The organism is Pseudomonas monachiensis, from assembly GCF_047345015.1.
GTDB classification, from domain to species: Bacteria; Pseudomonadota; Gammaproteobacteria; order Pseudomonadales; family Pseudomonadaceae; genus Aquipseudomonas; species Aquipseudomonas monachiensis.
On the sequence record NZ_CP178857.1, the window covers coordinates 4,606,340 to 4,633,238 of the forward strand.

Annotated in this window: 26 protein-coding genes; 5 read left to right on the forward strand and 21 right to left on the reverse strand. The window is 61.1% G+C overall.

All coding sequences use genetic code 11. The features are described 5' to 3' along the window. Positions 1 to 3 precede the first annotated feature (3 nt). Together rpmF and ACMDB8_RS20555 are read right to left on the reverse strand one after the other, a co-directional pair. Positions 4 to 186: a 50S ribosomal protein L32 gene (rpmF, locus tag ACMDB8_RS20550; RefSeq protein ID WP_003179396.1), complete on the reverse strand. Its 183-nt coding sequence runs from the start codon at positions 184 to 186 to the stop codon at positions 4 to 6. Between the two features lie 13 nt (positions 187 to 199). Next, positions 200 to 727 carry a YceD family protein gene (locus ACMDB8_RS20555; protein ID WP_008050439.1) on the reverse strand — a complete coding sequence of 176 codons (528 nt, stop codon included), beginning with the start codon at positions 725 to 727 and terminating at the stop codon, positions 200 to 202. Between the two features lie 105 nt (positions 728 to 832). On the opposite strand from ACMDB8_RS20555, the gene ACMDB8_RS20560 reads away from it, so the two are divergent. After that, on the forward strand, positions 833 to 1,411 hold the full coding sequence (locus tag ACMDB8_RS20560) for a Maf family protein (protein ID WP_223541065.1): 579 nt from the start codon (positions 833 to 835) through the stop codon (positions 1,409 to 1,411). Between the two features lie 86 nt (positions 1,412 to 1,497). Here ACMDB8_RS20560 and ACMDB8_RS20565 read toward each other — a convergent pair whose 3' ends face one another. From ACMDB8_RS20565 to rluC, 3 genes are read right to left on the reverse strand one after another with little or no spacing between them, the layout of a single operon-like run. Further along, positions 1,498 to 2,487 (reverse strand): S49 family peptidase, encoded by a 990-nt coding sequence (locus tag ACMDB8_RS20565; RefSeq protein ID WP_223541064.1) that lies wholly within the window; start codon positions 2,485 to 2,487, stop codon positions 1,498 to 1,500. A gap of 24 nt (positions 2,488 to 2,511) precedes the next feature. Beyond that, the gene (locus ACMDB8_RS20570) at positions 2,512 to 3,174 is read right to left on the reverse strand and encodes an HAD-IA family hydrolase (protein WP_056727224.1); all 663 of its coding nucleotides are present in this window, start codon (positions 3,172 to 3,174) and stop codon (positions 2,512 to 2,514) included. Beyond that, positions 3,161 to 4,123 (reverse strand): 23S rRNA pseudouridine(955/2504/2580) synthase RluC, encoded by a 963-nt coding sequence (gene rluC / locus ACMDB8_RS20575; protein WP_056727225.1) that lies wholly within the window; start codon positions 4,121 to 4,123, stop codon positions 3,161 to 3,163. The genes ACMDB8_RS20570 and rluC overlap by 14 nt, the downstream gene beginning before the upstream one ends. 702 nt (positions 4,124 to 4,825) lie before the next feature. Between rluC and rne the strand changes: the two genes are divergently transcribed. Beyond that, a complete protein-coding gene (gene rne, locus ACMDB8_RS20580; RefSeq protein ID WP_056727226.1) occupies positions 4,826 to 8,056 on the forward strand; it encodes a ribonuclease E in 3,231 nt (1,076 codons plus the stop codon). A gap of 139 nt (positions 8,057 to 8,195) precedes the next feature. On the opposite strand, the gene ACMDB8_RS20585 is transcribed toward rne, so the two are convergent. From ACMDB8_RS20585 to ACMDB8_RS20640, 12 genes are all read right to left on the reverse strand, one after another. After that, positions 8,196 to 8,786 carry a nucleotidyltransferase family protein gene (locus tag ACMDB8_RS20585; RefSeq protein ID WP_409078930.1) on the reverse strand — a complete coding sequence of 197 codons (591 nt, stop codon included), beginning with the start codon at positions 8,784 to 8,786 and terminating at the stop codon, positions 8,196 to 8,198. Then, positions 8,783 to 9,766: an XdhC family protein gene (locus tag ACMDB8_RS20590; RefSeq protein ID WP_409078931.1), complete on the reverse strand. Its 984-nt coding sequence runs from the start codon at positions 9,764 to 9,766 to the stop codon at positions 8,783 to 8,785. Before ACMDB8_RS20590 ends, ACMDB8_RS20585 begins: the two co-directional genes overlap by 4 nt. Continuing rightward, complete coding sequence (locus ACMDB8_RS20595; protein ID WP_409078932.1) at positions 9,766 to 12,087, reverse strand: xanthine dehydrogenase family protein molybdopterin-binding subunit; 2,322 nt, start codon at positions 12,085 to 12,087, stop codon at positions 9,766 to 9,768. The genes ACMDB8_RS20590 and ACMDB8_RS20595 overlap by 1 nt, the downstream gene beginning before the upstream one ends. Then, complete coding sequence (locus ACMDB8_RS20600) at positions 12,084 to 12,554, reverse strand: (2Fe-2S)-binding protein (RefSeq protein ID WP_015096391.1); 471 nt, start codon at positions 12,552 to 12,554, stop codon at positions 12,084 to 12,086. Before ACMDB8_RS20600 ends, ACMDB8_RS20595 begins: the two co-directional genes overlap by 4 nt. Positions 12,555 to 12,803: 249 nt before the next feature. After that, positions 12,804 to 13,823: a UDP-N-acetylmuramate dehydrogenase gene (murB, locus tag ACMDB8_RS20605; protein ID WP_056727230.1), complete on the reverse strand. Its 1,020-nt coding sequence runs from the start codon at positions 13,821 to 13,823 to the stop codon at positions 12,804 to 12,806. Beyond that, positions 13,820 to 14,284, reverse strand: coding sequence for a low molecular weight protein-tyrosine-phosphatase (locus ACMDB8_RS20610; protein WP_056727231.1), 465 nt, complete (start codon positions 14,282 to 14,284; stop codon positions 13,820 to 13,822). The genes murB and ACMDB8_RS20610 overlap by 4 nt, the downstream gene beginning before the upstream one ends. Beyond that, positions 14,284 to 15,048 (reverse strand): 3-deoxy-manno-octulosonate cytidylyltransferase, encoded by a 765-nt coding sequence (gene kdsB, locus ACMDB8_RS20615; protein ID WP_056727232.1) that lies wholly within the window; start codon positions 15,046 to 15,048, stop codon positions 14,284 to 14,286. The genes ACMDB8_RS20610 and kdsB overlap by 1 nt, the downstream gene beginning before the upstream one ends. Further along, complete coding sequence (locus ACMDB8_RS20620) at positions 15,045 to 15,230, reverse strand: Trm112 family protein (protein ID WP_003179363.1); 186 nt, start codon at positions 15,228 to 15,230, stop codon at positions 15,045 to 15,047. The genes kdsB and ACMDB8_RS20620 overlap by 4 nt, the downstream gene beginning before the upstream one ends. A gap of 24 nt (positions 15,231 to 15,254) precedes the next feature. Next, positions 15,255 to 16,265, reverse strand: a complete 1,011-nt coding sequence (gene lpxK, locus ACMDB8_RS20625; RefSeq protein ID WP_056727233.1) for a tetraacyldisaccharide 4'-kinase — start codon at positions 16,263 to 16,265, stop codon at positions 15,255 to 15,257. Then, positions 16,265 to 16,693, reverse strand: coding sequence for an ExbD/TolR family protein (locus ACMDB8_RS20630; protein ID WP_056727234.1), 429 nt, complete (start codon positions 16,691 to 16,693; stop codon positions 16,265 to 16,267). The genes lpxK and ACMDB8_RS20630 overlap by 1 nt, the downstream gene beginning before the upstream one ends. Continuing rightward, complete coding sequence (locus ACMDB8_RS20635) at positions 16,690 to 17,325, reverse strand: MotA/TolQ/ExbB proton channel family protein (protein ID WP_056727235.1); 636 nt, start codon at positions 17,323 to 17,325, stop codon at positions 16,690 to 16,692. Before ACMDB8_RS20635 ends, ACMDB8_RS20630 begins: the two co-directional genes overlap by 4 nt. Before the next feature lie 98 nt (positions 17,326 to 17,423). Next, positions 17,424 to 19,658 carry a DNA internalization-related competence protein ComEC/Rec2 gene (locus tag ACMDB8_RS20640; protein ID WP_409078933.1) on the reverse strand — a complete coding sequence of 745 codons (2,235 nt, stop codon included), beginning with the start codon at positions 19,656 to 19,658 and terminating at the stop codon, positions 17,424 to 17,426. 135 nt (positions 19,659 to 19,793) lie between these two features. Here ACMDB8_RS20640 and ACMDB8_RS20645 point away from each other — a divergent pair, with 135 nt between their 5' ends. Next, positions 19,794 to 20,309, forward strand: a complete 516-nt coding sequence (locus ACMDB8_RS20645) for a DUF2062 domain-containing protein (RefSeq protein ID WP_409078934.1) — start codon at positions 19,794 to 19,796, stop codon at positions 20,307 to 20,309. A 97-nt stretch (positions 20,310 to 20,406) separates the two neighbouring features. On the opposite strand, the gene ACMDB8_RS20650 is transcribed toward ACMDB8_RS20645, so the two are convergent. The 4 genes from ACMDB8_RS20650 to ACMDB8_RS20665 all read right to left on the reverse strand — a co-directional run bounded on the left by ACMDB8_RS20650 (position 20,407) and on the right by ACMDB8_RS20665 (position 23,574). Continuing rightward, positions 20,407 to 21,186, reverse strand: a complete 780-nt coding sequence (locus ACMDB8_RS20650; protein WP_008054107.1) for an ABC transporter permease — start codon at positions 21,184 to 21,186, stop codon at positions 20,407 to 20,409. After that, a complete protein-coding gene (locus ACMDB8_RS20655) occupies positions 21,183 to 22,115 on the reverse strand; it encodes an ABC transporter ATP-binding protein (protein WP_056727238.1) in 933 nt (310 codons plus the stop codon). The genes ACMDB8_RS20650 and ACMDB8_RS20655 overlap by 4 nt, the downstream gene beginning before the upstream one ends. Positions 22,116 to 22,247: 132 nt before the next feature. After that, positions 22,248 to 22,871 carry a glutathione S-transferase family protein gene (locus ACMDB8_RS20660; protein ID WP_409078935.1) on the reverse strand — a complete coding sequence of 208 codons (624 nt, stop codon included), beginning with the start codon at positions 22,869 to 22,871 and terminating at the stop codon, positions 22,248 to 22,250. Between the two features lie 43 nt (positions 22,872 to 22,914). Next, a complete protein-coding gene (locus ACMDB8_RS20665; protein ID WP_056727240.1) occupies positions 22,915 to 23,574 on the reverse strand; it encodes a transglutaminase-like domain-containing protein in 660 nt (219 codons plus the stop codon). A gap of 204 nt (positions 23,575 to 23,778) precedes the next feature. On the opposite strand from ACMDB8_RS20665, the gene ACMDB8_RS20670 reads away from it, so the two are divergent. Both ACMDB8_RS20670 and ACMDB8_RS20675 read left to right on the forward strand, forming a co-directional pair. Next, a complete protein-coding gene (locus tag ACMDB8_RS20670) occupies positions 23,779 to 26,226 on the forward strand; it encodes an acyl-CoA dehydrogenase (RefSeq protein WP_409078948.1) in 2,448 nt (815 codons plus the stop codon). A 74-nt stretch (positions 26,227 to 26,300) separates the two neighbouring features. After that, entirely contained in the window at positions 26,301 to 26,708 is a 408-nt protein-coding gene (locus ACMDB8_RS20675) for a PA2817 family protein (protein WP_056727242.1), read from the forward strand. Positions 26,709 to 26,899: the final 191 nt, after the last annotated feature.

Sequence of the window (26,899 nt, forward strand, 5' to 3'; positions counted from 1 at the left end):
TGATTACTCGTCAGCGCCCTTGTCGATCACTTTACGGCCACGGTATACGCCTTCTGGCGATACGTGGTGACGCAGGTGAACTTCACCGGTGGTTTTTTCTACAGACAGGGTGCTAGCCTCGAGAGCGTCGTGCGAACGGCGCATGTCACGGGCAGAGCGGGATTTTTTGTTCTGCTGAACAGCCATAATTGATTAACTCCTAAACGTTTGGGTCACGCTTTAACTGCGCCAATACACTGAACGGGTTGGACCGCGTTACCTCGTCCTCGCTCGGTTCGGGCTCATCGAGACCCGCCGGCTGCTGGCATTCTTCCGGATGATGAGCAGGCACAATGGGCAAGGCGAGCAGAAGCTCCTCCTCGATCAGTGACTGCAGATCCAAAGGATCTTCGCCCAGTTCCAGCACGTCATAACCTTTCGGCAACGACTGGGTATTCGCACCCTCCTTCACCACAGCGTAACTGCATTCGCTGTGGATCGGCAGGGTGACCAGCTCAAGACAACGCTGGCAAACCATTTTGACCTCAGTGTCGATAAAGCTGTGGATGACCACAGATTTACGTTCATCTCGTTCAAAAACGAATTTAGCCTGCACCGTACCGACATTGTCGGAAAGCGGGTCGCAGAGTCTCTCCAAATCGGCCAGCAGCATTTCACCTTGAAGGGTGGTGCCACGATCAGCCAATTTGCGCGGGTCAACGTGAGGTGGAATCGGGTCATTCAACATAGGCGCAGCATTATAGGGATGCCCCCGCCCATGTCAAAGGAAATTCAGCCCTGTCCGTCACTTGGAAGCCTCGCTAGAATTCGCACACGCCTTATGGAGTTGCGCATGCTGCCTTTATTACTCGCTTCCAGCTCGGCCTATCGCCGGGAATTGCTGACCCGCCTGCAGCTGCCTTTCACTTGCAGCTCGCCGGATATCGATGAAAGCCATCGCCCGGGTGAGTCCGCCATCGAGCTGGTCAAGCGCCTCGCCGAAGAGAAAGCGCGCGCCCTGGCCGACAGCCATACCGCTCATCTGATAATCGGCTCCGACCAGGTCGCCGTGCTGGGAGAGCGGATTATCGGCAAGCCTCACACCTTCGAAAAGGCCCACGAACAACTGCTGGCCGCCAGCGGTGCCAGCGTGACGTTCCTGACCGGCCTGGCCCTGCTCAACAGCCAGACCGGGTACTGCCAGGTCGATTGCGTGCCGTTCACCGTACACATGCGCACACTCGACGCAACCCGCATCGAACGCTACCTGCACGCAGAGCAACCCTACGACTGCGCAGGCAGCTTCAAGGCCGAAGGCCTGGGGGTCAGCCTGTTTCGCAGCACCGAGGGCCCTGACGCCACCAGCCTGATCGGCCTGCCACTGATTCGCCTGATCGACATGTTGCTGGCCGAAGGCGTGCAAATCCCCTGAAAGCAAAAGATCGCAGCCTGCGGCAGCCCCCACACGAATTAGCGTAGGAGCTGCCGCAGGCTGCGATCTTTTGACCCAAGGCCGGATCAGCGCAACGACGGACCGTTAAAGCCCATCCACATCGCCAAATGCTCAGCCACGCTGGCACCGAGTTTTTTCGAGAAGCGATCGAATGGCGACTCCTGAACGGTGAAGTCCACCAGCTCTTTCTCGCCGATCACATCCCGTGCAACCGAACTGGCATTGCCCAACCCATCGATCAACCCCAGCGGCAACGCCTGCTCACCGGACCAGACCAGGCCGGAGAACAGCTCCGGATGCTCCTTGTCCTTCAGGCGATCGCCACGCCCCTGCTTGACGCTGCTGATGAACTGCTTGTGGGTCGTATCGAGCACGCCCTGCCAGAAAACGGTTTCTTCCGGCTTCTGCGGCTGGAACGGATCGAGGAACGACTTGTGCTCGCCAGAGGTGTAGGTGCGCCGCTCGACGCCCAGCTTCTCCATGGTGCCGACAAAACCATAACCGGCTGCCGTCACACCGATGGAGCCGACCAGGCTCGCCTTGTCGGCGTAGATCTGATCTGCCGCGCTGGCGATGTAGTAAGCGCCGGAAGCCCCCAGATCGGAAATAACCGCATAGAGCTTGATATCCGGGTGCAGGCCACGCAGACGACGGATCTCATCATAGACATAACCCGACTGCACCGGACTGCCGCCCGGGCTGTTGATGCGCAGGATGACGCCCTTGACTTTCTTGTCCTCGAAAGCCGCGCGCAGGCTGCCAACGATATTGTCTGCGCTGGCCGATTCCTTGTCGGCAATCATGCCCGTCACATCGATCAGCGCCGTGTAATTGGCACTGAGGGTAGCGGCCTTCTCCATATCCATCAGTGGCGAAAACAGGGCAATTGCGCCGAACAGATACACAAAAGTCAGTAATTTGAAGAATATCCCCCAGCGACGGGACCGGCGCTGCTCCTGCACGCCAGCCAGCAGCGTTTTTTCCAGCAGCTTCCAGCTCTTGTCGTCACCGCTCTCTGCGCTCGCCTTGGCGGGCGCCTTCCATTCGTCGGCCATGCCATCCACCCCAAAAACAACCGGTTAAGCCCGCTGACTCAGCCAGGCATGCAATTCTGAAAAACGGTCGATGGCCAGTCGCGGCTCATACAACTTCAACGCATCGATCGATTGAGCACCATAACTGACGGCCACCGAACCCATGCCGGCGTTGCGTGCCATCTGCAAATCGAAGGACGAATCACCGACCATCAACGCCTGCTCCGGGCGAACCTCGCAATGGGCGAGGATCTGCTCGAGCATCAGCGGATGGGGCTTGCTGGCGGTCTCGTCGGCGGCGCGAGTGATATCGAAGTAATTCTCCCAACCATGGGACTTCAACACCCGATCCAGCCCGCGACGGGCCTTGCCGGTCGCCACGGCCAGATGATAGCCCTCGGCACGAAACGCCTCGAGCGATTCGACCACACCCTCGAACAGCGGCGAAGGCACAGCCTCCGACGCGATGTAATGCTCGGCATAGTGCTCGCGGAACGCGATCAGCCCGGCATCGTCGATTTCGGGGTACAGGGTGCGGATCGCTTCCGGCAAGCCCAGGCCGATGATCCCCTTGACGGCCAGATCATCGCGCAGCTCAAAACCGGAACGCCGGGAGGCAACGTGCATCGCCTCGACAATTCGGCCAATGGAGTCGGCCAGGGTGCCGTCCCAATCAAAGATCAGCAGCTTGTAATCAGATGGGCGCACTCAATCGCTCCACGGTTTTGGCCCACATATCGTCAACCGGCGCTTGCAGCTTCAGTTCACCGCCATCGGGGAGCGGCACGGTCAGCATGTAGGCGTGCAGGAACAGGCGCTTGCCGCCCAGATCACGGATTTCCTTACTGAAATCGTCATCGCCATACTTGGTGTCGCCGGCAATGCAGTGCCCGGCGTGCAACGTGTGGACACGGATCTGGTGAGTGCGGCCGGTGATCGGCCTGGCTTCAACCAGGGTGGCAAAGTCGCCAAAGCGACGCAGGACCTTGAACACGGTCACAGACTCCTTGCCCTCCTCCTCGTCGACCTCGACCATACGCTCACCGGAGCGCAGATTGCTCTTGCCGAGCGCCGCTCGGACTTGCTTGATCGAGGACGCCCAGTTACCGCGAACCAGCGCCATATAGCGCTTATCAACGCCATCACCGCGCAAGGCTGTGTGCAGGTGACGCAGCATGCTGCGTTTCTTGGCGATCATCAGCAAGCCGGAGGTGTCGCGGTCAAGACGATGAACCAGTTCGAGCTCCTTGCAATCGGGACGCAACTGACGAAAGGCTTCGATGACACCGTAATTCAAGCCGCTGCCGCCGTGAACGGCGATGCCGCAAGGCTTGTTGATCACGATCAGCGCCTTGTCTTCGAAGACAATCGAGGCTTCGAGCCGCTGCAGCAGGCCTTGTGCCAGCGGTACCGGCTCGTCGCGCTCGGGCACGCGAACCGGCGGCACGCGCACGATATCGCCCGCCTGCAGCTTGTACTCGGGCTTGATCCGACCCTTGTTCACGCGCACTTCGCCCTTGCGCAAAATGCGGTAAATCAAGGTCTTGGGCACGCCTTTGAGTCGGGCGAGAAGGAAATTATCAATGCGCTGGCCGGCATATTCCGGCGAGACCTCAAGCAGTTGTACGCCTGGAGTCGGGGGGGTAGTCGTCGTCATGGCGCGGATGATAACAATTTTTTATGGAATTGAAGCACTTAATCATTGCTGCTATAGTCGCGAACGCCGCCAAAAGCGGCCTGGACAGCGGACCAACGGTCAAAAACCGGCCCTGACCAACGCAATTCACCAGGACGCGAGGCCATCCTACGGGGCTTTCGCTACGTAACGGTGGAGTTTGCAGGTGTAACGAGCGCAGGTGACATGAGGCCTGAATCACGCCACAAAGCAGAGTTTTCCACTCGTTTTGCGAGCCATATTCACGGCCAGTTCACAAAGTGCAGTCAGCTGCGAATGACCCCGAGCGAAGGCATCGGAAACAACGCCTAAATTAGCCATGATGCGTGACCTCCCCTTTCGGAGCTCACGGTAAATGCCAACCCGCTGCGGATTCTGCGCGCGGCAGCACCCGAATTATCAGGGATACGTGTAGGGTGGAGATGCACAACCGCCGGACTGTGTAGCAACAGGCTTTCTCAAGACGCTTCATCTCGTCCACAGCCGCTGGTTGATTCCTCCTCCTGACTGAGTGCTTAAGTAGCCACAGCAAGCAGGACGCGTACGTCGCGATGAAGGCCCACATTGGCCGGACTTCGCTGGACACGGGAAATGGCCAACCACTCCCGACGCACCTGACACCGACCGTGAGAAGTCGTGTGTGCCGAACGCCGTTTCCGGCAGCCCGGAAACCGACGGTACTACATGAAAAGAATGCTGATTAACGCAACTCAACCCGAAGAGTTGCGTGTTGCACTGGTAGATGGCCAGCGCCTCTACGACCTGGACATCGAATCCGGTGCACGCGAGCAGAAGAAGGCCAACATCTATAAAGGCCGGATTACTCGCATCGAACCAAGCCTCGAGGCTGCCTTTGTCGATTTCGGCTCTGAGCGCCACGGCTTCCTGCCCCTCAAAGAAATCTCCCGCGAATACTTCAAGAAAGCCCCTGAAGGTCGCGTCAACATCAAGGACGTCCTGAGCGAAGGCCAGGAAGTCATCGTTCAGGTCGAAAAAGAAGAGCGTGGCAACAAGGGCGCCGCCCTGACCACCTTCATCAGCCTGGCCGGTCGTTACCTGGTGCTGATGCCGAACAACCCGCGTGCCGGCGGTATCTCCCGTCGCATCGAAGGCGAAGAGCGCAACGAACTGCGTGAAGCCCTGAACGGCCTGGTTGCCCCGGCCGACATGGGCCTGATCGTGCGCACTGCCGGCCTGGGCCGCAGCAGCGAAGAAATGCAGTGGGACCTCGACTACCTGCTGCAACTCTGGACCGCCATCAAGGAAGCTTCGCTGGACCGCGCCGCGCCGTTCCTGATCTACCAGGAAAGCAACGTGATCATCCGCGCGATCCGCGACTACCTGCGCCAGGACATCGGCGAAGTGCTGATCGACAGCGTTGAAGCCCAGGACGAAGCCCTGACCTTCATCCGCCAGGTGATGCCGCAGTACGCCAGCAAAATCAAACTGTACGAAGACAGCGTTCCGCTGTTCAACCGCTTCCAGATCGAAAGCCAGATCGAAACCGCCTTCCAGCGCGTCGTCGAACTGCCTTCCGGCGGCTCCATCGTTATCGATCCGACCGAAGCCCTGGTGTCCATCGACATCAACTCGGCGCGCGCCACCAAAGGCAGCGACATCGAAGAAACCGCACTGCAGACCAACCTTGAAGCCGCCGAAGAAATCGCCCGTCAGTTGCGCCTGCGTGACATCGGCGGCCTGATCGTCATCGACTTCATCGACATGACCCCTGCCAAGAACCAGCGCGCCGTGGAAGAGAAAGTCCGCGAATGCCTGGAAGCCGACCGCGCTCGCGTGCAAGTCGGTCGCATCTCGCGCTTCGGCCTGTTGGAAATGTCCCGTCAGCGCCTGCGTCCGTCCCTGGGCGAAAGCAGCGGCATCGTCTGCCCGCGCTGCAACGGCACCGGCATCATCCGTGACGTTGAATCGCTGTCCCTGGCGATCCTGCGCCTGATCGAAGAAGAAGCCCTGAAAGACCGTACCGCCGAAGTTCGTGCACAAGTGCCGATCCCGGTGGCCGCGTTCCTGCTCAACGAAAAACGCAACTCGATCACCAAGATCGAACTGCGCACCCGTGCCCGTATCGTCATCCTGCCGAACGATCACCTCGAAACGCCGCATTTCGAAGTGCAGCGCCTGCGTGATGACAGCCCGGAAGCCGCGACCAACCAGTCCAGCTACGAAATCGCCGCTGCCGCTGCCGAAGTCGAAGAAGTCCAGCCAGCCGCTGCGACCCGCACCCTGGTTCGCCAGGAAGCCGCGGTCAAGACGGCCCCGGCCCGCGCCAACGCTCCGGTTCCGACCGAAGTGGCCGCTCCAGCCCCTGCTCCGGTTGCAGTGCCTGAGCCAAGCCTGTTCAAAGGCCTGGTGAAGTCGCTGGTGAGCCTGTTCGCCACCAAGGAAGAGCCTGTTGCTCCGGCCGTGGTTGAAAAGCCTGCGACCACCGAGCGTCCAGCCCGCAACGAAGAGCGCCGCAACGGTCGCCAGCAGAGCCGCAACCGTAACGGTCGCCGCGATGAAGAGCGCAAGCCTCGTGAAGAACGTGCACCGCGTGAAGAGCGCGCACCACGTGAGCCGCGTGAAGAACGTCAGCCACGTGAAGTGCGTGAACCTCGCGAGACCCGCGAAGAAACGCCAGCAGTAGCCCGCGAAGAACGCGCACCACGCGCGCCTCGTGAAGAACGTGCACCGCGCGCTCCGCGTGAAGATCGCAAGCCGCGTGGCGAGCGTGAAGAACGCGTTCGTGAACTGCGCGAGCCCCTGGATGCCACTCCGGCTGCTCCGGCCGCCGCTACAGCTGCTACGGCTGCTACCGCTGAAGAGCGTCCAGCTCGCCAGCCACGTGAAGAACGCGCTCCACGCCCACCGCGTGAAGAACGCCAGCCACGTGCCGAACAAGCTGCCGCAGCCACAACTGAAGAAGAACTGGTCACCAACGAAGAGCAACTGCCGGAAGACGGTCAGGAAGGCGCCGAGGGCGATCGTCCACGCCGCCGCTCCCGCGGCCAGCGTCGTCGCAGCAACCGTCGCGAGCGTCAGCGTGACGCCAACGGCAACGTGATCGAAGGTTCGGAAGAGTCCGAATCCGGCGAAAACGCTGAAGCGCCAAGCACTGCTGACCTGGCCGCCGGCCTGGCTGTCACCGCAGCCGTTGCAAGCAGCGTGATCAGCGCTCCAGCCGAAGCTGAAGCCAATGTGCAAGCCGAACGCGCCACTGCCGCGACGCTCGAAGCGGCTCCGGTTGAAGCGCCAGTCGTTGAAGCGACCACTCCGGTCGAAGTCACCGCCTCGCCGGAAATCGAAGTAGCGCCAGCGCCGGAAGCTCAGCCAGCTGTTGAAGCGGCTGCCGAGCCAGCGCCAGTGGTAGAAGCTCCTGCCCAGGTTGCAGACGCGGTTGTTGAAACCGTGACTGAAACCGTGCGTGAAGTTCGCGAAGAGCAAACCGCATTCAACTGGGTTGCCGAGCCAGCCGTCGCTGAAGCCGCTGCACCAGCCGCTGAGACCCAAGTGGCTGAAGCCATGGTTTCCGAGCCGGTGGTTGCCGCCGCGGAACCGGCTCCAGCGCCGGTGATTGAAGCGCCAGTCGTTGAAGCGCCGGTCGTTGCCGAAGCACCCGCTCCGGTAGTCGAAGCCGCGCCTGCCAGCTCCCTGACGCCAAGTGGCCGTGCGCCTAACGACCCGCGTGAAGTGCGTCGTCGCAAGCGTGAAGCCGAGCGTCTGCAGAAGGAAGCTGAACTGGCTGCCGCTGCGGCTCCTGCTGAAGCGGCTGTCGCTGCCGAACCTGCACCGGCCGCCGAAGTGACTGCCGAGCCGGTTGAGTCGGTGATCCACGAAGCACCGCGCTCCGTTCAGGAAGCGGTAGAGCAACACGAGCAAGCCGAGGAAAAAGAACACGAGCCTAAACCTCTCGTCTGATTCCATCGGCCAATGAAAAGCCCCGCCTGGTGATCCAGGCGGGGCTTTTTATTTCAGTAAAGATCAAAAGATCGCAGCCTTCGGCAGCTCCTACAGATGATCGACGTAGGAGCTGCCGAAGGCTGCGATCTTTATGACTTCACTCAAAAACCAATTTCTGCGGCACATCCACATCCCACAAAACCCCGGGATCATTCACCGCAACCTCAACCACCCGCCCCTGGGCGAACAGCGGCTTGGCGCCGCGATCCCCCGATAGCGCCATCAACCCCGCCGCGAAGTCCCGTCCGAAGCCGACCGGATGCCCGTATACGCCGTCCTGCACGGGCACACTGATACAGTCATCGCCAATACCTGTCACCACCTGCTCGATACTGGATGGCAGAATGAACGGCATATCTCCCAGCACCATCAACCAGCCATCGAGCTGCTTGCAGGCAGCGACTCCCGCGGCAATGCTGTCGCCCATTCCCGTCGATTCGATCAGTACAATCTCGCAGCCATAGGCCTGGGCCATGCGAATCACTTGCGGGCGGTCAGCAGTGGTCACCAGCACGCGCTTGTCCAGCACCGCCGGCAGGTTGACCAACGTGTGCTCGATGACGGACCGCACCACGCCGTCACGCCCGGTGCAATCGGCCACCAATTTATCCTTTTCGGCACCCGCCACCTGGCGAAATCGACTGCCCTGCCCCGCCGCCAACACGATGACACCAATGGACTTGCTCATACATCCTCCCGCAGGGTTTTCTTCTGCTTCAGTTCGATGCCGTTTTTGACCGCCACGATTTCCGCCATGAGCGACAAGGCAATTTCCGCCGGATTATGACTGCCGATGTGCAAACCGATCGGACCATGCAAGCGGTCAATCGCCGATTGCGACAACCCCAGTTGAGCCAGGTTTTCCCGGCGCTTCTGGCTGTTGACCCGCGATCCCAGCGCCCCGACGTAGAAAGCCCTGGAATCCAGGGCTGTGAGCAGCGCCATGTCGTCCAGACGCGGATCATGGGTCAAGGCCACGATGGCCGTGCGTTCATCGGTCTGGATGTTCAATACTGCCTCATCCGGCATGCCCGAAACGAATCGTCCGTGCTGCTCCTCCCAGCCGTAGACGAACTCGCTACGCGGATCGCAAATCAGCACCTCGAAATCCAGCAGCCGGGCCATTTCCGCCACATAGCGCGACAGCTGCCCCGCGCCGATCAGCAGCAAGCGCCAGCGCGGACCATAGATCGCTCGCAACGTCTGCCCGTCGAACATCAACACGTCAGCTTTACCGGCCGGCTGCAAAATCACTTTGCCGGTGGTCAGGTTCAGTTCACGGGCAACGATTTCATGGGTCTCGCATCGAGCGAGTAGTTGTTCGACCCAATCCCCATCGTCGATACGCTCCTCGGTCAAGCGCAAGGTGCCACCGCAGGGCAAGCCGAAACGTGCGGCTTCCTCGCGGGTCACGCCGTAGGTGATCAATTGCACCGGCGGCCCGTCAAGCGCGAGGCGCCCGTCGTGCAGCCGGGCAATCAAGTCATCTTCGACACACCCACCCGAGACCGAACCAATCACCATGCCGTCTTCGCGCAAGGCCAGCATGGCGCCGGGTGCCCGGGGCGCTGTGCCCCAGGTTTCGACCACGCTGTACAACACCACCCGCTGACCGGCGCGATGCCATTGCAACACGCTGCGCAGGACGTTCAGATCGGCGCTGTCCATCAGGCGTCGGCCTTCTGCCAACCCGACAGCTGATAACGAACCGGCAGATTGCGAATGCGTTTGCCAGTGGCAGCAAAGATCGCATTGCACAGGGCCGGCGCAATCGGTGGCACACCCGGTTCACCCACACCGCCCAACGGCACGTTGCCCGGCGGCGTCACCAGATGCACCGCCACTTCCTTCGGCGCCAGGGACATGCGCGCCACTTCGTACATATGGAAGTTATCCTGCTGGACCTTGCCGTCCTTGAAGCTGATCTCTCCCAGCACGGCATTACCCAGGCCCATGACGCAGGCGCCCTCGAACTGCGAGCGAATCCGTTCGGGGTTGATCTGCGGACCGCAATCCACCGCAATATCCGCCTTGTGCACGACCAAGGTGCCGTCGTCTTTGACTTCGACTTCGATCACCGCCGCCACATAGGTCACGAAGCTGTAATGCACCGCCAGGCCAAGGCCGCGCCCCTTGGGCAACTCACGCCCCCAACCGGCGGCTTTGGCGGCGGTCTCCAATACCGTGCGCAGGCGCGCGGTGTCGATCGGATAACGCTCGGGGGACTCGCCGTAGTTCCACTCTTCACTCAAGGTGCGCGGATCGATCTGACGGTCCGGGCCGAGCAATCTGATCTGGTACTTCAGCGGGTCCTGCCCGGCCTTGTGCGCCAGTTCATCGATAAAACTCTGGATCGCGAAGCCATGGGGAATGTTCGACACCGAGCGATACCAACCCACCCGGGTATGCACCGTTGCCTCGGGGTTCTCCAGGCGAATGTTGGGAATCGCATACGCCATGTTGGTGAACCCCATGCCCAACTCGAACGCCGCCTCATGGTTCATGCCCGGCGCAAACAACGCAGTGATGCTCGGCGCCACCGTACGGTGCAACCAGCCGGACGGCAGGCCATCCTTGTTCAGGCTGGCCTTGAGATATTCGGCCGACACGGTGTGGAAGTAGGAACAGTGGATGTCGTCTTCACGAGTCCATTGCACCCGCACCGCTTTGCCGGGGAACTCCCTGGCGAGGATGGCGGCTTCGATGATGAAGTCAGGCTTGGACTTGCGCCCGAATCCGCCCCCGAGCAGGGTCACGTTGAACGTGACTTTGTCGAACGACAGGCCCAGGCGCTCGCCGATCCGCTCCCGGGTGACCTGCGGCGCCTGGCTCGGCCCCCAGGCTTCGCACGCACCGTCCTTGAACCGCGCAATGGCGACCATCGGCTCCATCGGCGACTGTGACAGATGCGGCAAGTAGTAGGAGGCTTCCAGGGTGCTATCGGCGCTGGCCATGGCCTCTTCGATGTTGCCGGCATTACGCACCACCTTGCCCGGCTTGAGCGAGGCAGCTTCGAGCTCCTTGCGGTAAGCAATCGAGTCGTAGCTGGCGTTGGGGCCGTCGTCCCACTCGATTTTCAGTGCCTCGCGGCCCTTGATCGCCGCCCAGGTATTGCTCGCCACCACGGCAATACCGCCCAAGGGTTGGAACTCCGAAGGCAACGGACGGCTTTCGATCTGCAGCACCTTGAGCACGCCGGGGACTTTCATCGCCGCGCTGCCATCGAAGCTTTTGACCTTGCCGCCATACACCGTCGGCCGCGCAATGGTCGCGTACAGCATGCCGTCGACATGCACGTCGGCGCCGTACACCGCACGACCGTTGACGATGTCTTCACCGTCGATGGCCTTGGTGCCTTCCTTGCCGATATATCGAAATTCCGAAGGTTGCTTGAGTCTCAGGCTGTCGCGCGCCGGCACGGCCAAAGCGCCAGCAGCGGCGGCCAGGGCTCCATAGCCCAGCTCACGACCCGACGGTTTATGGATGACTTTATGAAGTTGCGCATGGCACTCGCCGACGGACACTTTCCACTGGTCGGCGGCAGCCTGTTCCAGCATGGCCCGCGCAGCGGCACCGCAGCGACGCATCGGCTCGTACCAGTGACGCATGCTGCGCGAGCCGTCGGTGTCCTGGTTGCCGAAACGTACTTCATCGCCGGGGGCCTGCTGTACTTTGACCCTTGCCCAATCGGCCTCCAGTTCATCGGCCACCACCATGGTCAGGCTGGTGCGCACGCCCTGGCCCATCTCCGAGCGATTGCAGATCACGGTCACCGTGCCATCGGCGGCGATGCTCACATAGACTTTCGGATCGTCGACCCAACCGTGAGGCATGCCGTCGGCACCGAACTTTTTCTCTTTGTCCTCGGCAAAAGCGTCTTGCCAGCCCCAGCTCGCCGCCAAAACCAGCGCGCTGGTGGCGCCCACGCCTTTCAGAAAACCACGGCGACTAAGGTTGCTCAGGGCGAAATCATTCGGTAACCGGCTCATGCCTTGGCCTCCTTCAGGTGAGTGGAGGCCTGGCGGATCGCGGTCTTGATGCGATTGTAGGTGCCGCAGCGGCAGATGTTGCCGACCATGGCTTCCTCGATCTGCTCGTCGCTCGGGTTCGGATGGGTCTTGAGCAGCGCTGTCGCCGACATGATTTGCCCGCCCTGGCAGAAGCCACATTGGGCCACTGCCGTGTCGAGCCAGGCTTGCTGCACGACTTTGCCGATCGGGTCGGCGTGCAGGTTGTCGATGGTGCTGACATTCTGCCCGACGACAGAACCGATGGGCGTGATGCAACTGCGTGCCGGAGCCCCTTCGATATGAATGGTGCAGGCGCCGCACAGGCCCATGCCGCAACCGAATTTGGTGCCGTTGTAACCGGCCACATCGCGGATTGCCCAGAGCAACGGCATGTCCTCGGTGACGTCGAGTTGATGGTCTTGACCATTGAGTTTCAGGGTAATCATGGGCACGCCCGCATAGATCTTGAGTGATGGGGTCGAGCAATCTGCCGCTGGATCTCGGTGGGTCGCACGCAGATCGACTCAGGCTAATGGGCTCTCTTGTACAGACGAAAACGGTCTGCACCGGGCCTTTGGTGGAGCAAGAGTGTGCATCGTTAGCTGACTAAGTTAACCGAGCATTAACAAAAAAGCCCTGCACAATAAACATTGTGCAGGGCTTTTTGATCTGTCCTGGAAGCTTAGGGGGCGTTCTCAATAGCGGTTTGGCTCCATTTCCAGATCGACATGGAAACGCTCGGAAATGTCTTTCTGGATGCGCTGCGCCAGGTTCAGCAGTTGCAGGCCCGTCGCGCCGCCATAATTGACCAGCACCAGCGCCTGCAATTTATGCACGCCAGCATCAGCCTCACGGAACCCCTTCCACCCTGCCCGCTCGATCAGCCAACCGGCGGCCAGCTTCATCTGCCCGTCGGGTTGCGCATAGGCCACCAGGTCGGGGTATTCGCCCTTGAGTCGTGCAGCCAGCGCCGCCGACACCAAAGGGTTCTTGAAGAAGCTGCCGGCATTGCCGAGTACGGCCGGGTCCGGAAGTTTTTCGTTGCGGATGCTGCAAATGGCCTGGCTGACATCGCTGGCGGTCGGATGCTCGATGCCCTGTTCGGTCAGGCGCTGACGCACCGGGCCGTACTCCAGGTGCAGATGCGCGGCGCGGTCGAGGGCGAAACGTACGCGCAGGATCAACCAGCGCCCCGGCTCCTGTTTGAACAGGCTGTCGCGGTAAGCGAAGTTGCACTCTTGCAATGTGAAATCGCGCAGTTCGCCGGTCTGGCGATCGAGGGCAGTGAGGCCGGCGAAGACGTCCTTGATCTCGACCCCATAAGCGCCAATGTTCTGCATTGGTGCCGCACCGACAGTGCCGGGAATCAGGCTGAGGTTTTCCAGACCGGACAAACCCATGGACAGTGTGTGTTGCACAAAAGGATGCCAGGGCTCGCCCGCCTCGGCCTCGACCACCACTTTACCGCCCTCATCGCTCAGCACGCGACTCCCGCGGGTGGCCATGCGCAGCACCAGTGAATCGATATCCGCCGTCAGCAGCAGGTTGCTGCCGCCGCCGATCACCAGCACCGGGACCTTGCGCTCCAGCCCGTAGGCCAAGGCTTCGCGCACATCGGCGTCGCTATGGGCCTCGGCAAAGAACCGGGCCTGGACATCCACGCCAAAGCTGTTGAACGGCTTGAGCGAAACCTGCGATTGAACCTGCAAACTCATAACCGTCCCTTCAATTCGATCACCAGCAAATCACTGGCGCGTTCGATCAGGTCCAGCACCTGCTCGAAGCCCTGCTCGCCGTCATAGTACGGATCCGGTACTTCATCGACCGGCGACTGGTAGCGACGCAGGAACAGGTCGAGTTCGGCCTTGCCCTTGGCCGGCTGCAAGGCCTTGAGGTTGCGCAGGTTGCTATTGTCCATCGCCAGGATCAGGTCGTAGGTGGCGAAATCGGCACGGCTGACTTGCCGGGCGCGCTGGGCGGACAAGTCATAACCGCGCAGCTTCGCCGCTGCCTGACTGCGCTTGTCCGGCGCCTTGCCGACATGCCAGTCACCGGTGCCGGCGGAGGCCACTTCAACTTGATCGGCCAGGCCGGCCTCGCGCAGTTTATGCCGCAGCACGCCTTCGGCCGTGGGGGAACGGCAGATGTTGCCCAGGCAGACAAACAGAACCCGCATCACGCCTCCAGCAGGCGACGAACGCGCTCAAGGTCTTCAACGGTATCGACGCCGGCTGGCGGCGCGATCAGTGCGTCGGCCACGTGGATCCGCACGCCGTGCCACAGGGCACGCAGCTGTTCCAGGCACTCGGTGTTTTCCAGCCAGCATGGGCCCCAGCTGACGAAATCCTGGAGGAAACCGGCGCGGTAGGCATAGATACCGATATGGCGGCGATACGGCACACCTTCGGGCAACTGCTCAGGGTTCACGGCGAATGCATCCCGCGCCCAAGGCAAAGTGGAACGACTGAACGTCAGCGCCAGGCCATTGAGGTCGCTGACGACCTTGACCACGTTGGGATTGAACAGGGTGTCCGCGTCTTCGATCGGCTCGGCCAGGGTGGCCATGCGCGCTTCGGCGTGGGCCGCCAGGTTGGCGGCGACCTGATCGATCACGCTCGGCGGGATCAGCGGCTCGTCGCCCTGGACGTTGACCACGATGGCGTCGGGCGCCAGGCCCAGCTTCATCGCGACTTCGGCCAGGCGATCAGTGCCGGAGTTGTGGTCTTCACGGGTCAGTACCACTTCGGCACCAAAGCCTTTGCAGGCCTCGACGATGCGCGCGTCGTCGGTGGCCACCACCACACGCCCGGCGCTGCTTTTACTCGCCTGTTCCCAGACGTGCTGGATCATCGGCTTGCCGGCGATCAGCAGCAGCGGCTTGCCCGGCAGGCGGGTGGAGGCGTAACGCGATGGAATGACGACGGTAAAGGCTGTGGTCATTTATCCAGGCGCTCGTCGGTGGTCAGGGTGCGCGCTTCGGATTCGAGCATCACCGGGATGCCATCGCGAATCGGGTAGGCCAGGCCTGCACCCTTGCTGATCAGCTCGGTCTTGTCGGCGCTGAGCTTGAGCGGGCCTTTGCAGACCGGGCAAGCGAGGATATCGAGCAATTTGGTGTCCATGAGCATTCCCTGGAAAAAACGGAGTTAAGGCAACAAACGAGCCGGCAGCAGGCGCATCAACTGTGTGTCGAACCAGGCCACGAAGGCCGGCGACGGCACGGCATCGACCGCCAGGTACCACCAGTCGGCGGCGGCAAAGGCACGGCATTTCACCGCGTCCTTTTCCGTCATCACCAACGGCAATGACGGCGTGAAATTCAACGCCTGCACGCTGTATTCGGCGTGGTCGGCAAACGCATGTGGAACCGGCTGCCAGTGTAGCGTTTCGAGGGTCTTGAAGAAACGTTGCGGATTGCCGATGCCGGCCACCGCGTGCAGGGCCTGGCCGCTGGGGAAGTAGTCAAGGGGACGTCGTTCGCCGCTGCGCAGGTTGACCAGCGCGGTGGGTTGCAACTGGAAGGCAAATCCATCATCTCGGTCAGATGCGGCACCATTGTAGAGCACCGCGTCGACGCTTTGCAGACGCTCGACCGGCTCACGCAATGGCCCGGCAGGCAGGCAACGGCGGTTGCCCAGGCCGCGGGCGGCATCGATCAGCACCAGTTCCAGGTCACGGGCCAGGCGGTAGTGCTGCATGCCGTCGTCGGACAGGATCAGGTCCAGCGGCTCGCTGGCCAGCAAGGCTTTGACGGCATTGCTGCGATTGGGGTCGATCATCAGCGGCACGCCTGTGCGCTGGACGATCAGCAACGGCTCGTCACCGGCGACGTCGGCGCTGTGCTCGGCCTCGACCCGCCATGGCAATTGCGGCGGTTTGGCGCCGTAGCCCCGGCTGACCACGCCGACCCGCAGGCCGCTACGCTGGCAGTGGTCGATCATCCACAGAATCAGCGGCGTCTTGCCGGTGCCACCCACGGTGATGTTGCCGACCACGATCAGCGGCACCGGCGGCTGATAGATCTCGCCCTCACCCGCCAGAAAGCGCTTGCGCTTGTTCATGACCACGCGCCGGTACAACCATTCCAGCGGCTGCAGCAGTTTCAGGGCCGGATGACCTGCGTACCACGCGGCGAGCAATCGATCGGACATGGCCATCAGGGCGCCGGGGGCGCCGCCTCGATGGTGGTCATGCGCAAATGACTGAAGCCGAGCTTGCCGGCTGCATCCATGGCTGTCACCACGGACTGATGCGCAGTCTTGCCGTCAGCGCTGATGGACAGCGGTCGGCTGGTGTCGCCATTGGCTTCTTTTTGCAGCGCGTCCATCAGCGAAGCCAGGTCGCTTTTCGGCAAAATCCGGTTGTTCACCGAGAACACGCCGTCGGCGCTGATGGCGATGTCCAATGACTTGTTCTGATCGTCGGCCGGCGCGCCGCTGACGGCTTCCGGCAGATCGACGCGTAGCTGGGTTTCACGGGTGAAGGTGGTGGTCACGACAAAAAACAACAGCAGGATGAACACCACGTCGATCAGCGACGCGAGGTTGATGTCCACCGTTTCCCGTGGTTTGCGGCGGAATTTCACGCTTTGCCCTCGGCCAGGTCCACGTCGCGGTCGCCCTGCACTACCTCGACCAGTTTGATCGCTTCCTGCTCCATCCCTACCACCAGCTCATCGATCCGGCGTTGCAGGAATCGATGGAAGAATACCGCCGGGATACCGACCATCAAACCGGCGGCCGTGGTGATCAGGGCCTTGGAAATACCACCGGCCAGCACCGAAGCGTTGGTGGTCATGCCACTGCCGGTAAACGCGCTGAAAATATCGATCATGCCCAGCACGGTACCAAGCAAGCCCAGCAACGGGGCCATGGCAGCAATAGTGCCGAGGGCGTTGATGTAACGTTCCAGATCGTGGATGACCCGCGCAGCAGCCTCTTCGATGCACTCTTTCATGATCTCGCGACCATGCTTGGAGTTGGCAAGGCCCGCGGCGAGGATCTCACCCAGCGGCGAGTTGGCGCGCAGTTCCTTGAGTCTGTCTTTGTTGAGTTTCTTGTCCTTGATCCAGACCCAGACCTGCCCGAGCAAGTGCTCCGGGGTCACGCGGCTGGCCCGCAGGGTCCACAGACGCTCGGCAACGATCGCCATGGCCGCGATGGAACTCAAAATGATCGGCAGCATCATCCAGCCGCCGGATTTGACCAATTCCCACACAGTGACAGCCCCCTCGAAAAAGTGCGCCACTCTAACATAGGGGGTGCAAGCACCGAAGACCGTGATGTCGCATCCGGTCGTGCCTTTATAATGCTCGTTTATGGATTCAAGGGCGGCGGATCGCGCCAGAAACGCCGTTCCTGGCGCATTGACCACGGCGACTCGAAGCGTCCCAGTTGCAGACGAATGGCACCCTGTTCGACGCTGTCGTAGATTGCCATTCCACGTTTTTGATAACGCGCGATGACCGTAGGATGCGGATGGCCAAACGAATTGCCTTGCCCGCGAGAGATCAGCCCCCCTTTGGGTCGCAGGACATCCAACAGGACATTGGACGACGAACTGCGACTGCCGTGGTGTGGCGCCTGCAGCCAATCGGTGGGCCGGGCCAACGCGCTGTCCAGCAGGGCTCTTTCGGCGGCGGCATCAATGTCGCCACTCAACAGCAACCGTTCACCATTGGCTTCGATCAACAAGACACAGGAGTTCTGGTTGCTGTCGCCGGCCAATGGCCAGTGCCAGAGCTGGAAATCGACTTCATCCCAGGTCCATTGCCGACCGCTCTCACAGCTCCCGGCTTGCAATTGCGCAGGCAAGTCTGACGGTTCACCACTGACCACCTGTTTCACCGGCAAGCCCCTGGCAATCGCCGGGGCACCGCCGGCATGATCGGCATGGGCGTGGCTGATAAGCATCATGTCGAGCCCCTTCACCCCCAGTTTGCGCAATGCCGGCAGCACCACCCGCTCCCCTTGGTCGAGTTCACCGAAACGCGGGCCGGCGTCGTACAGCAACGTGTGATGCCGAGTGCGTACCAGGATTGACAAGCCCTGCCCCACATCCAGTTGCCAGACTTCGGCCATGCCCTCCTGCAACATCGGCCTGGGCGAAAAAACCAGCATCAACAGCATGGGCCAACCTAACGGGCGCATCGGCAAGCCTCGCGGCAGCAATAGCAAAAAGGCGCCAATGGCACCGATTACCCAAGCCCATGGCGGGACTGCCGCGGGCACCCACGCGGGAACCTGGCCGGAGACGAGCCCCAACGCCCTGAACCAGCCATCGATCAGGCCACCGGCCAGCCACAGCAACTTCTCACCCACGTAAGGCACCGGCAGCAACAGTGTCCCGAGCAACGCCGGCGGCAGGACCACCAGACTGATCCAGGGCACCGCAAATAAATTGGCCAGCGGCCCGCTGAGACTGATTGGCAACCCCAGCGCCAGTAACAACGGACACAGACCGATTGCAATCAGCCACTGGGCACGGGTCCAGGTCTGCCACCAGCGCCAAGGCCCCAAACGTCCGCCGAAGGTCAATATCAAGACTGCCACGGCCGCGAAAGACAGCCAGAAACCAGGCTGGAGACTCGACAGCGGTTCCAGCAGCAATATGCCGTCGAGTGCCAGCAACAGTGGCCACCATGCACCGAGATGACGGAACCGCAGACGCCACAACAACACCATTGCAATCATCAGGCAGGCCCGCCGCACCGGCACCTCGAAACCGGCCAGCATCCCGTAACCGAGCGCAGCGGCGAATGCCAGGCCACACGCCCAGGGCAACCATGGCAGACGGTTCGGCCATAACCCGAAGCGGGCCAGGCCGGCGATCAACAGATACACCACGCCCGCCAGCAATCCGATGTGCTGCCCGGAAATCACCAACAGATGCACCGTGCCGGTGTCCTGCAATACCTGCCAGTCTTCGCGGCTCAGCCCGGCGCCGTCCCCGAGTACCAATGCCGTCAACGCGCCGCTTCGCCCTTGGGCATCCACCGCCAGCAAACGCTGGCGGATGGCATCGCGCCAGGCCCATCGGGCTGGCGCAAGGCGTTCGCCCTGCTTGATCGTCCCGGTGGCCCCGATGCGTTGCGCCAACAACCAGGCCTGATAGTCGAAGGCCTGCGGATTGAGGAGCCCGACCGGGCGCTTCAACTTGACGGCCAGCCGCCAGCGCTCGCCACCGCTCACCGGCGGTCCGCCATACCAGGCCAGGCGCATTTGCCGCGGCAGCCGGGTCCGTCGGGACTGGATGTCGGTCAATTCGAAACGCACGACGCCATCGTCCTGCCGGGGCAAGCCTGTGACCCGGCCTTCGACCCAGCGGGTTTCTCCATCCAGCGCCGGCGGCAACCGGTCATCCAGCGCCCACTGCGCATTCGCGCAGGCCCAACTCAAGCCGAACAGGTAAAACGCCACCGGATAGGTCCTGAACGGCAGCAACATCAGACCCGCCACCGGCATCGCCAGCCACAACCAGACCGGCGGTAATACCGGTAAAAAACGCAAGGTCAACAGACCCAGCGCCAGCGCCATCATCCCTGTGCGCATAAGCCCGTCCTTGAAAGTCCCCTCCAAGGCTTAGCCCGCCCATCGCGCCAGCGCCGTTATTAATTGTCACAAAGTCTGAATGGGTAGTTCATGGAATCCAGACATACTTGCCGCCTTGACCGACCGAGAAGCCTTATGCCCCGGCGCTTATTCAAACGTTACATGCCAGACCCGATGAGTATCAGGGAACACAAATCCTTACGCTTTCTCGGCACGCTGCTGCATGACCCGAACCTGTGGCACCTCAACCGCCACTCCGTTGCCCGCGCCATGGCGGTGGGCCTGTTCGCCGCGTTCCTGCCGATCCCGATGCAGATGCTGCTGGCGGCAATCCTCGCCATCATCGTGCGTGGCAACATGCCGATTGCCGTGAGCCTGGTCTGGCTGACCAACCCGATCACCATGCCTGCGGTGTTCTTCTGCACCTACCAGACCGGCGCCTGGCTGATGGACGTTCCCACCCGGCAGTTGCCGGACTCACTGACCTGGGAATGGATCAGGGGTGAAATCTCGACCCTGTGGCAACCGTTTCTGCTGGGTTCGGTAGTGACGGGGCTCGCACTTGGAGCACTGGCCTACTTCCTGGTGATGATGTATTGGCGCTGGTGGGTGGCCAGGCAGTGGAAGCGGCGCAAGAAAAGCCGGATGTGAGAATGCAGAACGGCCTCCACTTGGGAGGCCGTTTTTTTTCGGTGGCTGGGCTGACGCCATCGCTGGCAAGCCAGCTCCTACAAGGGTTTGCTGCGGGTCAGGTACGCATCCCGCGTCCACTCACCAGCAACCGCGCACTGCCGAGATACAGCACCACGGTCGCAACCAGCATGAAGGCGATGGCCACGCTGATGCGGATATCCGAAACGCCAAGGATGCCGTAACGGAACGCGTTGACCATGTGCAGCACCGGGTTGGCCAGGGACACGGTCTGCCAGAACGGCGGCAGCAAGGTGATCGAGTAGAAGACCCCGCCCAGGTAGGTCAGTGGCGTCAGCACGAAAGTCGGAATGATCGAAATGTCATCGAAGTTGCGCGCAAACACGGCGTTGATGAAGCCCAGCAGCGAGAAGATCGTCGCGGTCAGCACTACCACCAGAATGGTCACGCCCAGGTGATGCACCTGCAAATGGGTGAAAAATAGCGACAGCAGAGTCACGATGATCCCCACCATCAACCCGCGCAGCACACCGCCCAGGGTGTAGCCGATCAGAATCGTGTGCGGCGACAGCGGTGAGACCATCAGTTCTTCAATGGACCGCTGGAACTTGCTGCCGAAGAAACTCGACACCACGTTGCCGTAGGAGTTGGTGATCACCGACATCATGATCAGCCCCGGCACGATGTACTCCATATAGGTGAAGCCACCCATGTCGCCGATCTGCCGACCGATCAGATTACCGAAGATCACGAAGTACAAAACCATGGTGATCGCGGGTGGCAGCAGGGTCTGCGGCCAGATCCGGGTGAAACGCCGGACTTCACGATAAACGATGGTGTTGAGGGCAACGAGGTTGGGGCGCAGTTCGGAACTCATACTGCCACCTTCGACAGATTTTTCTCCACCAGGGACACGAACAACTCCTCAAGGCGATTGGTTTTGTTACGCAGGCTCTGTACTTCGATGTTCTGCTGCGCCAACTGGGTGAACAGCGCGGTGATCCCCATGGACTTGTCCACCTGGACTTCCAGGGTGTGGCTGTCGATCAACCGGGACGGGTAGCCGAGCAACTGCGGCGCCACTTGCAACGTGTTCTTCATATCCAGCAGGAAGGTTTCCACATGCAATTGGCTGAGCAACTGCTTCATGCTGGTGTTCTCGACGATGGTGCCGTGGTCGATGATGCCGATGTTGCGGCACAGCTGTTCAGCCTCTTCCAGGTAGTGGGTGGTGAGGATGATGGTGATGCCTTTCTGGTTCAGCTCGGTGAGGAAGCTCCACATCGAACGACGCAGTTCGATGTCCACCCCGGCGGTCGGTTCGTCGAGGATCAGCAGGCGCGGTTCATGAACCAGCGCGCGGGCGATCATCAGGCGACGCTTCATGCCGCCGGACAGCGAGCGTGACGGCACGTCCTTCTTGTCCCACAGGCCGAGCTGGGTCAGGTACTGTTCGGCGCGTTCCTTGGCGATTTTCGCCGGGATGCCGTAGTAGCCGGCCTGGGTCACGACGATGTCGAAGGTCTTTTCGAACTGGTTGAAGTTGAATTCCTGAGGCACCACGCCGATGGAGCGCTTGAGCTGCGCGGGATTCCTGTCCAGGTCGTGACCGAAGATATTCACCGTGCCGCTGGTCTTGTTCACCAGGGTCGAGAGAATGCCGATGGTCGTGGATTTGCCGGCGCCGTTGGGGCCGAGCAAGGCGAAGAAGTCACCTTCGGCGACATCCAGATCGATACCACTCAGGGCCTGGAAACCGTTGCCGTAGGTTTTGGTTAGCTGCCGGATGGACAGAGCGGAACTCATATCTGATTTACGCACCAAGAAGGGAAGAAAGGAATAAGTATGGGCGGCGGCGAACAATACAACCGCAGCGAACTGGCACAATGGTGCTTGTCGCCGCCACACAAGTACAGTCAAGCGTGTCGATAGTGAGTATTAAGTCAACGCGGTCATGACCGCCTTTTGATACGCCGGACGCTGTTTCAACCGCGCGTACCAGGCCTCCAGATGAGGTTGCGGTGCACGCTCGATCGGCATTTCGAACCAGGCATAAATGAAACTGCCCAGGGGAATGTCACCCATGCCGATCTCGTCTCCGGACAGGTAGGGTGTGGCGGCCAGCGCCTGATCGGCCATCGCCAGCAACGTGTCGCATTCCTTGATCGCCGCCTTGATGGCGGGCCAGTCCTGCTGGTCTGCCGGGGTACGCAGCACACCCCAGAACACAGTACGGAACGGGCCGGCAAAGCTCGAGGTGGTCCAGTCCATCCACTTGTCGGCAGTGGCGCGGGCCTTTGGATTTTTCGGGTACCAGGCCGTGTCGTCAGCATGTAAGGCCATCAGGTAACGCACGATGGCGTTGGATTCCCACAACACAAAACCGCCGTCTTCAATGACAGGCACGCGACCATTGGGATTCATGGCGCGGTACTCGGGCGTATCGACGACACCAAAGGCGCCACCGGCATCGATAGCCTCGTAGGCCAGTCCCAGTTCTTCGGCGGCCCACAATGGCTTTCTGACATTCGACGAGTTTTTCCGACCCCAGATCTTCAGCATGACCGCCTCTTTTTCGGTAAGTGGGCAGGCAGCATACGCCGGATCAGGCGCGACTCAAATCGCTCTGCATGTCGCCCAGCAGCGGTTGCTGTTGCTCACCGAACAGGTGCGGATAGCACTTTTCCAGGTGTTCGAAAAAGAACGTTTCAGGTACGTCGGCGAACTGGCCGTGATCGACGAGGTACTCCATCAGCTTCGCGCCATCGCGGTTGAAGGGATGGAAAACGCTGTCGTTGACCCCGTCGAATTCCAGCGGCGCCACATTGAACAGGTCGCAGAGTTTGCGGTTGAACGCTGGTGTCGCCTTGACCCAGCGATCCTGCAAATAGAATTCGGTGTAGCCATGCATGGCGAACATGTCGCTCTTGAGCAATTCGAGCAGCCGTGGCGTCGACAGATGATTGCGCACATCCGCCAGGCCGATCCGTGCGGGAATCCCGCAATGCCGCGCCGCACCTGCCAGCAGCGTGGCCTTGGGCACGCAGTAACTCTCACCGGTCGCCAGCGCATAACTGCCGCGCAAGGTCTGCGGATCGCGACTGAACGTGTACGGGTTGTAGCGCACCGCTTCGCGCACGGCGTAATAGAGACTGATCGCCTGCTCCAGCGGATCGCGACTGACGCCACGGTGTTGTTCGGCGAACTCCACGACGGACGGATGGTCACTATCGATGAAGCGGCCGGGACTCAGATACTCGTGCATCAGAATAATCTCCTGGGGAAGCCTTGAGTCTAACGAGAGCTTCAGCACAGAGATAACGACGTTTCGGCCAAACATGGGCGCTTTGCCGCTTGCTCGATGAACGCTTTTCCCACGATTTCAATCACGTCGCTCCAACCAGCCTGTTTCGCGGATGCCGTCTAAGCTCTGTGGGCTGGTTCGCCCTGGTTTCACGGAGGAATGAATATGCTGTTGTTGTGGATACTGGTTCTGCTGGTCGCAATTGCCTATTTGGCTCACCGCCGCATCGCCCCGATGCCCGCCCTAATCATCGTGGCCGTCTATGTCGTGGCCATGGGCGCTTTCAGCCGCGCGCCGGGCTGGTTGCTGTTGGTTTTCTGGGTGTTGATCGCCGCCGTCGCAGCCCCCCTGTTGCTGCCCGACCTGCGCCGCAAATTGTTCAGCGCGCCGATGTTCAACTGGTTTCAGAAAACCCTGCCACCGATGTCGCAAACCGAACGCGATGCCATCGACGCCGGTACGGTCTGGTGGGACGGCGAACTGTTCAGTGGCCGTCCGGACTGGAGCAAACTGCTGTCCTATCCCAAGGCGCAATTGAATGAAGAGGAACAGGCCTTCATCGACGGGCCGACCGAAACACTCTGCGCCATGGTCAGTGAATGGCAGCTCGGTCAAACCATGGACCTGCCGCCGCAAGCCTGGACCTTCATCAAGGACAACGGCTTTTTCGCCCTGATCATCCCCAAGGAGTTTGGCGGCAAAGGCTTCTCCGCCTATGCCCACTCGCAAGTGGCGATGAAACTGGCGAGCCACAGCGGCGACCTCGCCTCCACCGTGATGGTCCCCAACTCCCTCGGCCCGGCCGAACTGTTGCTGCATTACGGCACCGACGAACAACGCAACCATTACCTGCCCCGCCTGGCGCGCGGCGACGACATCCCGTGTTTTGCCCTGACCGGTCCGCTGGCCGGCTCCGACGCCGGCGGCATGCCGGACTCCGGGGTGATCTGCAAAGGTCAATGGGAAGGCCAGGAAGTCCTCGGCCTGCGCCTGAATTGGGAGAAGCGCTACATCACCCTCGGCCCGGTGGCCACCCTCCTCGGCCTGGCCTTCAAGGCCTACGATCCGGATCACCTGCTGGGCGACAAGGAAGACCTGGGCATCAGCCTGGCGCTGATTCCGACCGACACCGCCGGTGTCGACATCGGCCGTCGGCATCTGCCGTTGGGCGCGGCTTTCATGAACGGCCCGAACTCGGGCAAGGACGTGTTCGTCCCGCTGGAGTTCCTCATCGGCGGCCAGGAAATGCTCGGCAAAGGCTGGATGATGCTGATGAATTGCCTGTCGGTCGGGCGTTCGATTTCCCTGCCGGCGGTGGGCACCGGCATGGCCAAGTTCACCAGTCTGGTCACGGGCCAATACGCCCAGGTTCGCGAGCAGTTCAATGTGCCGATTGCTTCGTTCGAAGGCATCCAGGAAGCCATGGCCCGCATTGGTGGCAATGCCTGGATGATGGACGCCGCCCGCATGCTGACCGCCAATGCGGTCGATCTGGGCGAGAAACCGTCGGTGCTGTCGGCGATTCTCAAGTACCACCTGACCGAACGCGGCCGCGACTGCATCAGCGATGCCATGGATGTGCACGGCGGCAAGGCGATCATCATGGGGCCGAACAACTACCTCGGTCGCAAATGGAACGGCGCGCCGATTTTCATCACCGTCGAAGGCGCGAACATTCTTTCGCGCAACCTGATGATCTTCGGCCAGGGCGCTATTCGCTGCCATCCCTTCGTGCTCAAGGAAATGGCCCTCGCCGGCCGTGAAGACAAGGATCAGGCGCTCAGGGAATTCGACGACCTGCTGCTCAAGCACATCGGTTTTGCCGTGGGCAACGCCGCCAGTACGCTGGTGCTCAATCTCGGTTTCGGGCACCTGGAACACACACCGGGCGACAAGCTCAGCCAGGGATATTTCCGTGCCCTCAACCGTCAGGCCGCTGCATTCGCCCTGCTCGCCGACCTCAGCATGATGTTGCTGGGCGGCGCACTGAAACGTCGCGAACGCCTGTCCGCACGGCTAGGCGATGTCCTGAGCAACCTTTACCTGGCCTCGGCCGCACTCAAGCGCTACAACGATCTCGACTCACCGCAGTACATGACACCACTGCTGAGCTGGGCCATGGAAGAAAGCCTGGGCCAGGCGGAACGGGCCATGGATGAACTGCTGAGCAACTTCCCGAACAAAGTCGCAGGCTGCCTGTTGCGAGTGATCGTGTTCCCGTTCGGTCGCCGACACAAAGGGCCATCGGACAAACTCGGTGCCGAAGTTGCCGGGGTAATTGGCCGCGCCAAAGGCGACCCGGCACTGGAGGAAGTGCTCCTGGGTTGCTACCGCCCGCAAGCGAGCGACGATCCGGTCGGTGCATTGCAGCACGCCTGCAATCTGTTGAGCGCCGCACAGCCGTTGCAGAAGAAGTTGCATGTGGCACTCAAGAGTGGCCAGGTCAAACCGGTGGCCGGCGAGTCGGTGATCGATGCCGCCCTCGAAGCTGGCGTGTTGCAGCCGGTGGAAGCCCAAACCCTGCGCGAAGCCGAAGCGGCCCGGCGCAAGGTCATCGATGTCGATGACTTTGACCAAGAGGCCTTGGCGCTGGCCGAGGGAAAAGTCCGCTGATCCCGTCAAGCATGTAAAAACGGGCGCGGGCGCTTTATACTCCCGCGCCCGTTTTGCTCTTGAGGACTTATCTCGTGTCCAACATCGTTGCCGATCATCTCGTTTTACTCGACCACCTGCGCAGCATCCTGGTCGCCGTAGGTGAGGCCGAGCAGGTTCCCGAAGAAAGCCATGCCTTGTTCCTTGAGCGCTTCGACGAACTGCTGGCGTCACTGCCGATCGAGCCGATCGAAAGCCAATACCTGGGCCAGGACATCCTGACTCAAGTCATTTCCCGTTATCCGCAAATCGCCCACCTGATTCCACGGGATCTACTGTGGTATTTCGCCGGTGACTGCCTGCACTACTTGTCCGATGAAGAAATCGACCTGTATCAGGCACTGGAAGAACGCCGCTTCGAAGCTGAACAGAACGACGAACCTTTCGACTGGAACCAGGAAAAGCAACTGCTGGCGCTGTCGAACCAGGACAGCAAGCACTGATTGAAGATCAGTGATGCCAAAGGCCCGCATGCTTGAGCATGCGGGCCTTTTTTATTGCCTTGAGCGTAACCCGCCAGTTTCAGGCAACCGCACCGTGCTGCGACCTTGCCCGCCCCCCTCATCCGCCTGCCTGAATCCAGCCTTTGCACCAAGGGTTTTGTTTAAATTCATGGCACTTTGGTTTGATTGAA

Bases quoted from the DNA above. Each gene is read 5' to 3' on its own strand.
- rpmF (WP_003179396.1), bottom strand. From the start codon at position 186: ATGGCTGTTCAGCAGAACAAAAAATCCCGCTCTGCCCGTGACATGCGC.
- ACMDB8_RS20555 (WP_008050439.1), bottom strand. From the start codon at position 727: ATGTTGAATGACCCGATTCCACCTCACGTTGACCCGCGCAAATTGGCT.
- ACMDB8_RS20560 (WP_223541065.1), top strand. From the start codon at position 833: ATGCTGCCTTTATTACTCGCTTCCAGCTCGGCCTATCGCCGGGAATTG.
- ACMDB8_RS20565 (WP_223541064.1), bottom strand. From the start codon at position 2,487: ATGGCCGACGAATGGAAGGCGCCCGCCAAGGCGAGCGCAGAGAGCGGT.
- rluC (WP_056727225.1), bottom strand. From the start codon at position 4,123: ATGACGACGACTACCCCCCCGACTCCAGGCGTACAACTGCTTGAGGTC.
- rne (WP_056727226.1), top strand. From the start codon at position 4,826: ATGAAAAGAATGCTGATTAACGCAACTCAACCCGAAGAGTTGCGTGTT.
- ACMDB8_RS20585 (WP_409078930.1), bottom strand. From the start codon at position 8,786: ATGAGCAAGTCCATTGGTGTCATCGTGTTGGCGGCGGGGCAGGGCAGT.
- ACMDB8_RS20590 (WP_409078931.1), bottom strand. From the start codon at position 9,766: ATGGACAGCGCCGATCTGAACGTCCTGCGCAGCGTGTTGCAATGGCAT.
- ACMDB8_RS20595 (WP_409078932.1), bottom strand. From the start codon at position 12,087: ATGAGCCGGTTACCGAATGATTTCGCCCTGAGCAACCTTAGTCGCCGT.
- ACMDB8_RS20600 (WP_015096391.1), bottom strand. From the start codon at position 12,554: ATGATTACCCTGAAACTCAATGGTCAAGACCATCAACTCGACGTCACC.
- murB (WP_056727230.1), bottom strand. From the start codon at position 13,823: ATGAGTTTGCAGGTTCAATCGCAGGTTTCGCTCAAGCCGTTCAACAGC.
- ACMDB8_RS20610 (WP_056727231.1), bottom strand. From the start codon at position 14,284: ATGCGGGTTCTGTTTGTCTGCCTGGGCAACATCTGCCGTTCCCCCACG.
- kdsB (WP_056727232.1), bottom strand. From the start codon at position 15,048: ATGACCACAGCCTTTACCGTCGTCATTCCATCGCGTTACGCCTCCACC.
- ACMDB8_RS20620 (WP_003179363.1), bottom strand. From the start codon at position 15,230: ATGGACACCAAATTGCTCGATATCCTCGCTTGCCCGGTCTGCAAAGGC.
- lpxK (WP_056727233.1), bottom strand. From the start codon at position 16,265: ATGGCCATGTCCGATCGATTGCTCGCCGCGTGGTACGCAGGTCATCCG.
- ACMDB8_RS20640 (WP_409078933.1), bottom strand. From the start codon at position 19,658: ATGCGCACAGGGATGATGGCGCTGGCGCTGGGTCTGTTGACCTTGCGT.
- ACMDB8_RS20645 (WP_409078934.1), top strand. From the start codon at position 19,794: ATGCCCCGGCGCTTATTCAAACGTTACATGCCAGACCCGATGAGTATC.
- ACMDB8_RS20650 (WP_008054107.1), bottom strand. From the start codon at position 21,186: ATGAGTTCCGAACTGCGCCCCAACCTCGTTGCCCTCAACACCATCGTT.
- ACMDB8_RS20655 (WP_056727238.1), bottom strand. From the start codon at position 22,115: ATGAGTTCCGCTCTGTCCATCCGGCAGCTAACCAAAACCTACGGCAAC.
- ACMDB8_RS20660 (WP_409078935.1), bottom strand. From the start codon at position 22,871: ATGCTGAAGATCTGGGGTCGGAAAAACTCGTCGAATGTCAGAAAGCCA.
- ACMDB8_RS20665 (WP_056727240.1), bottom strand. From the start codon at position 23,574: ATGCACGAGTATCTGAGTCCCGGCCGCTTCATCGATAGTGACCATCCG.
- ACMDB8_RS20670 (WP_409078948.1), top strand. From the start codon at position 23,779: ATGCTGTTGTTGTGGATACTGGTTCTGCTGGTCGCAATTGCCTATTTG.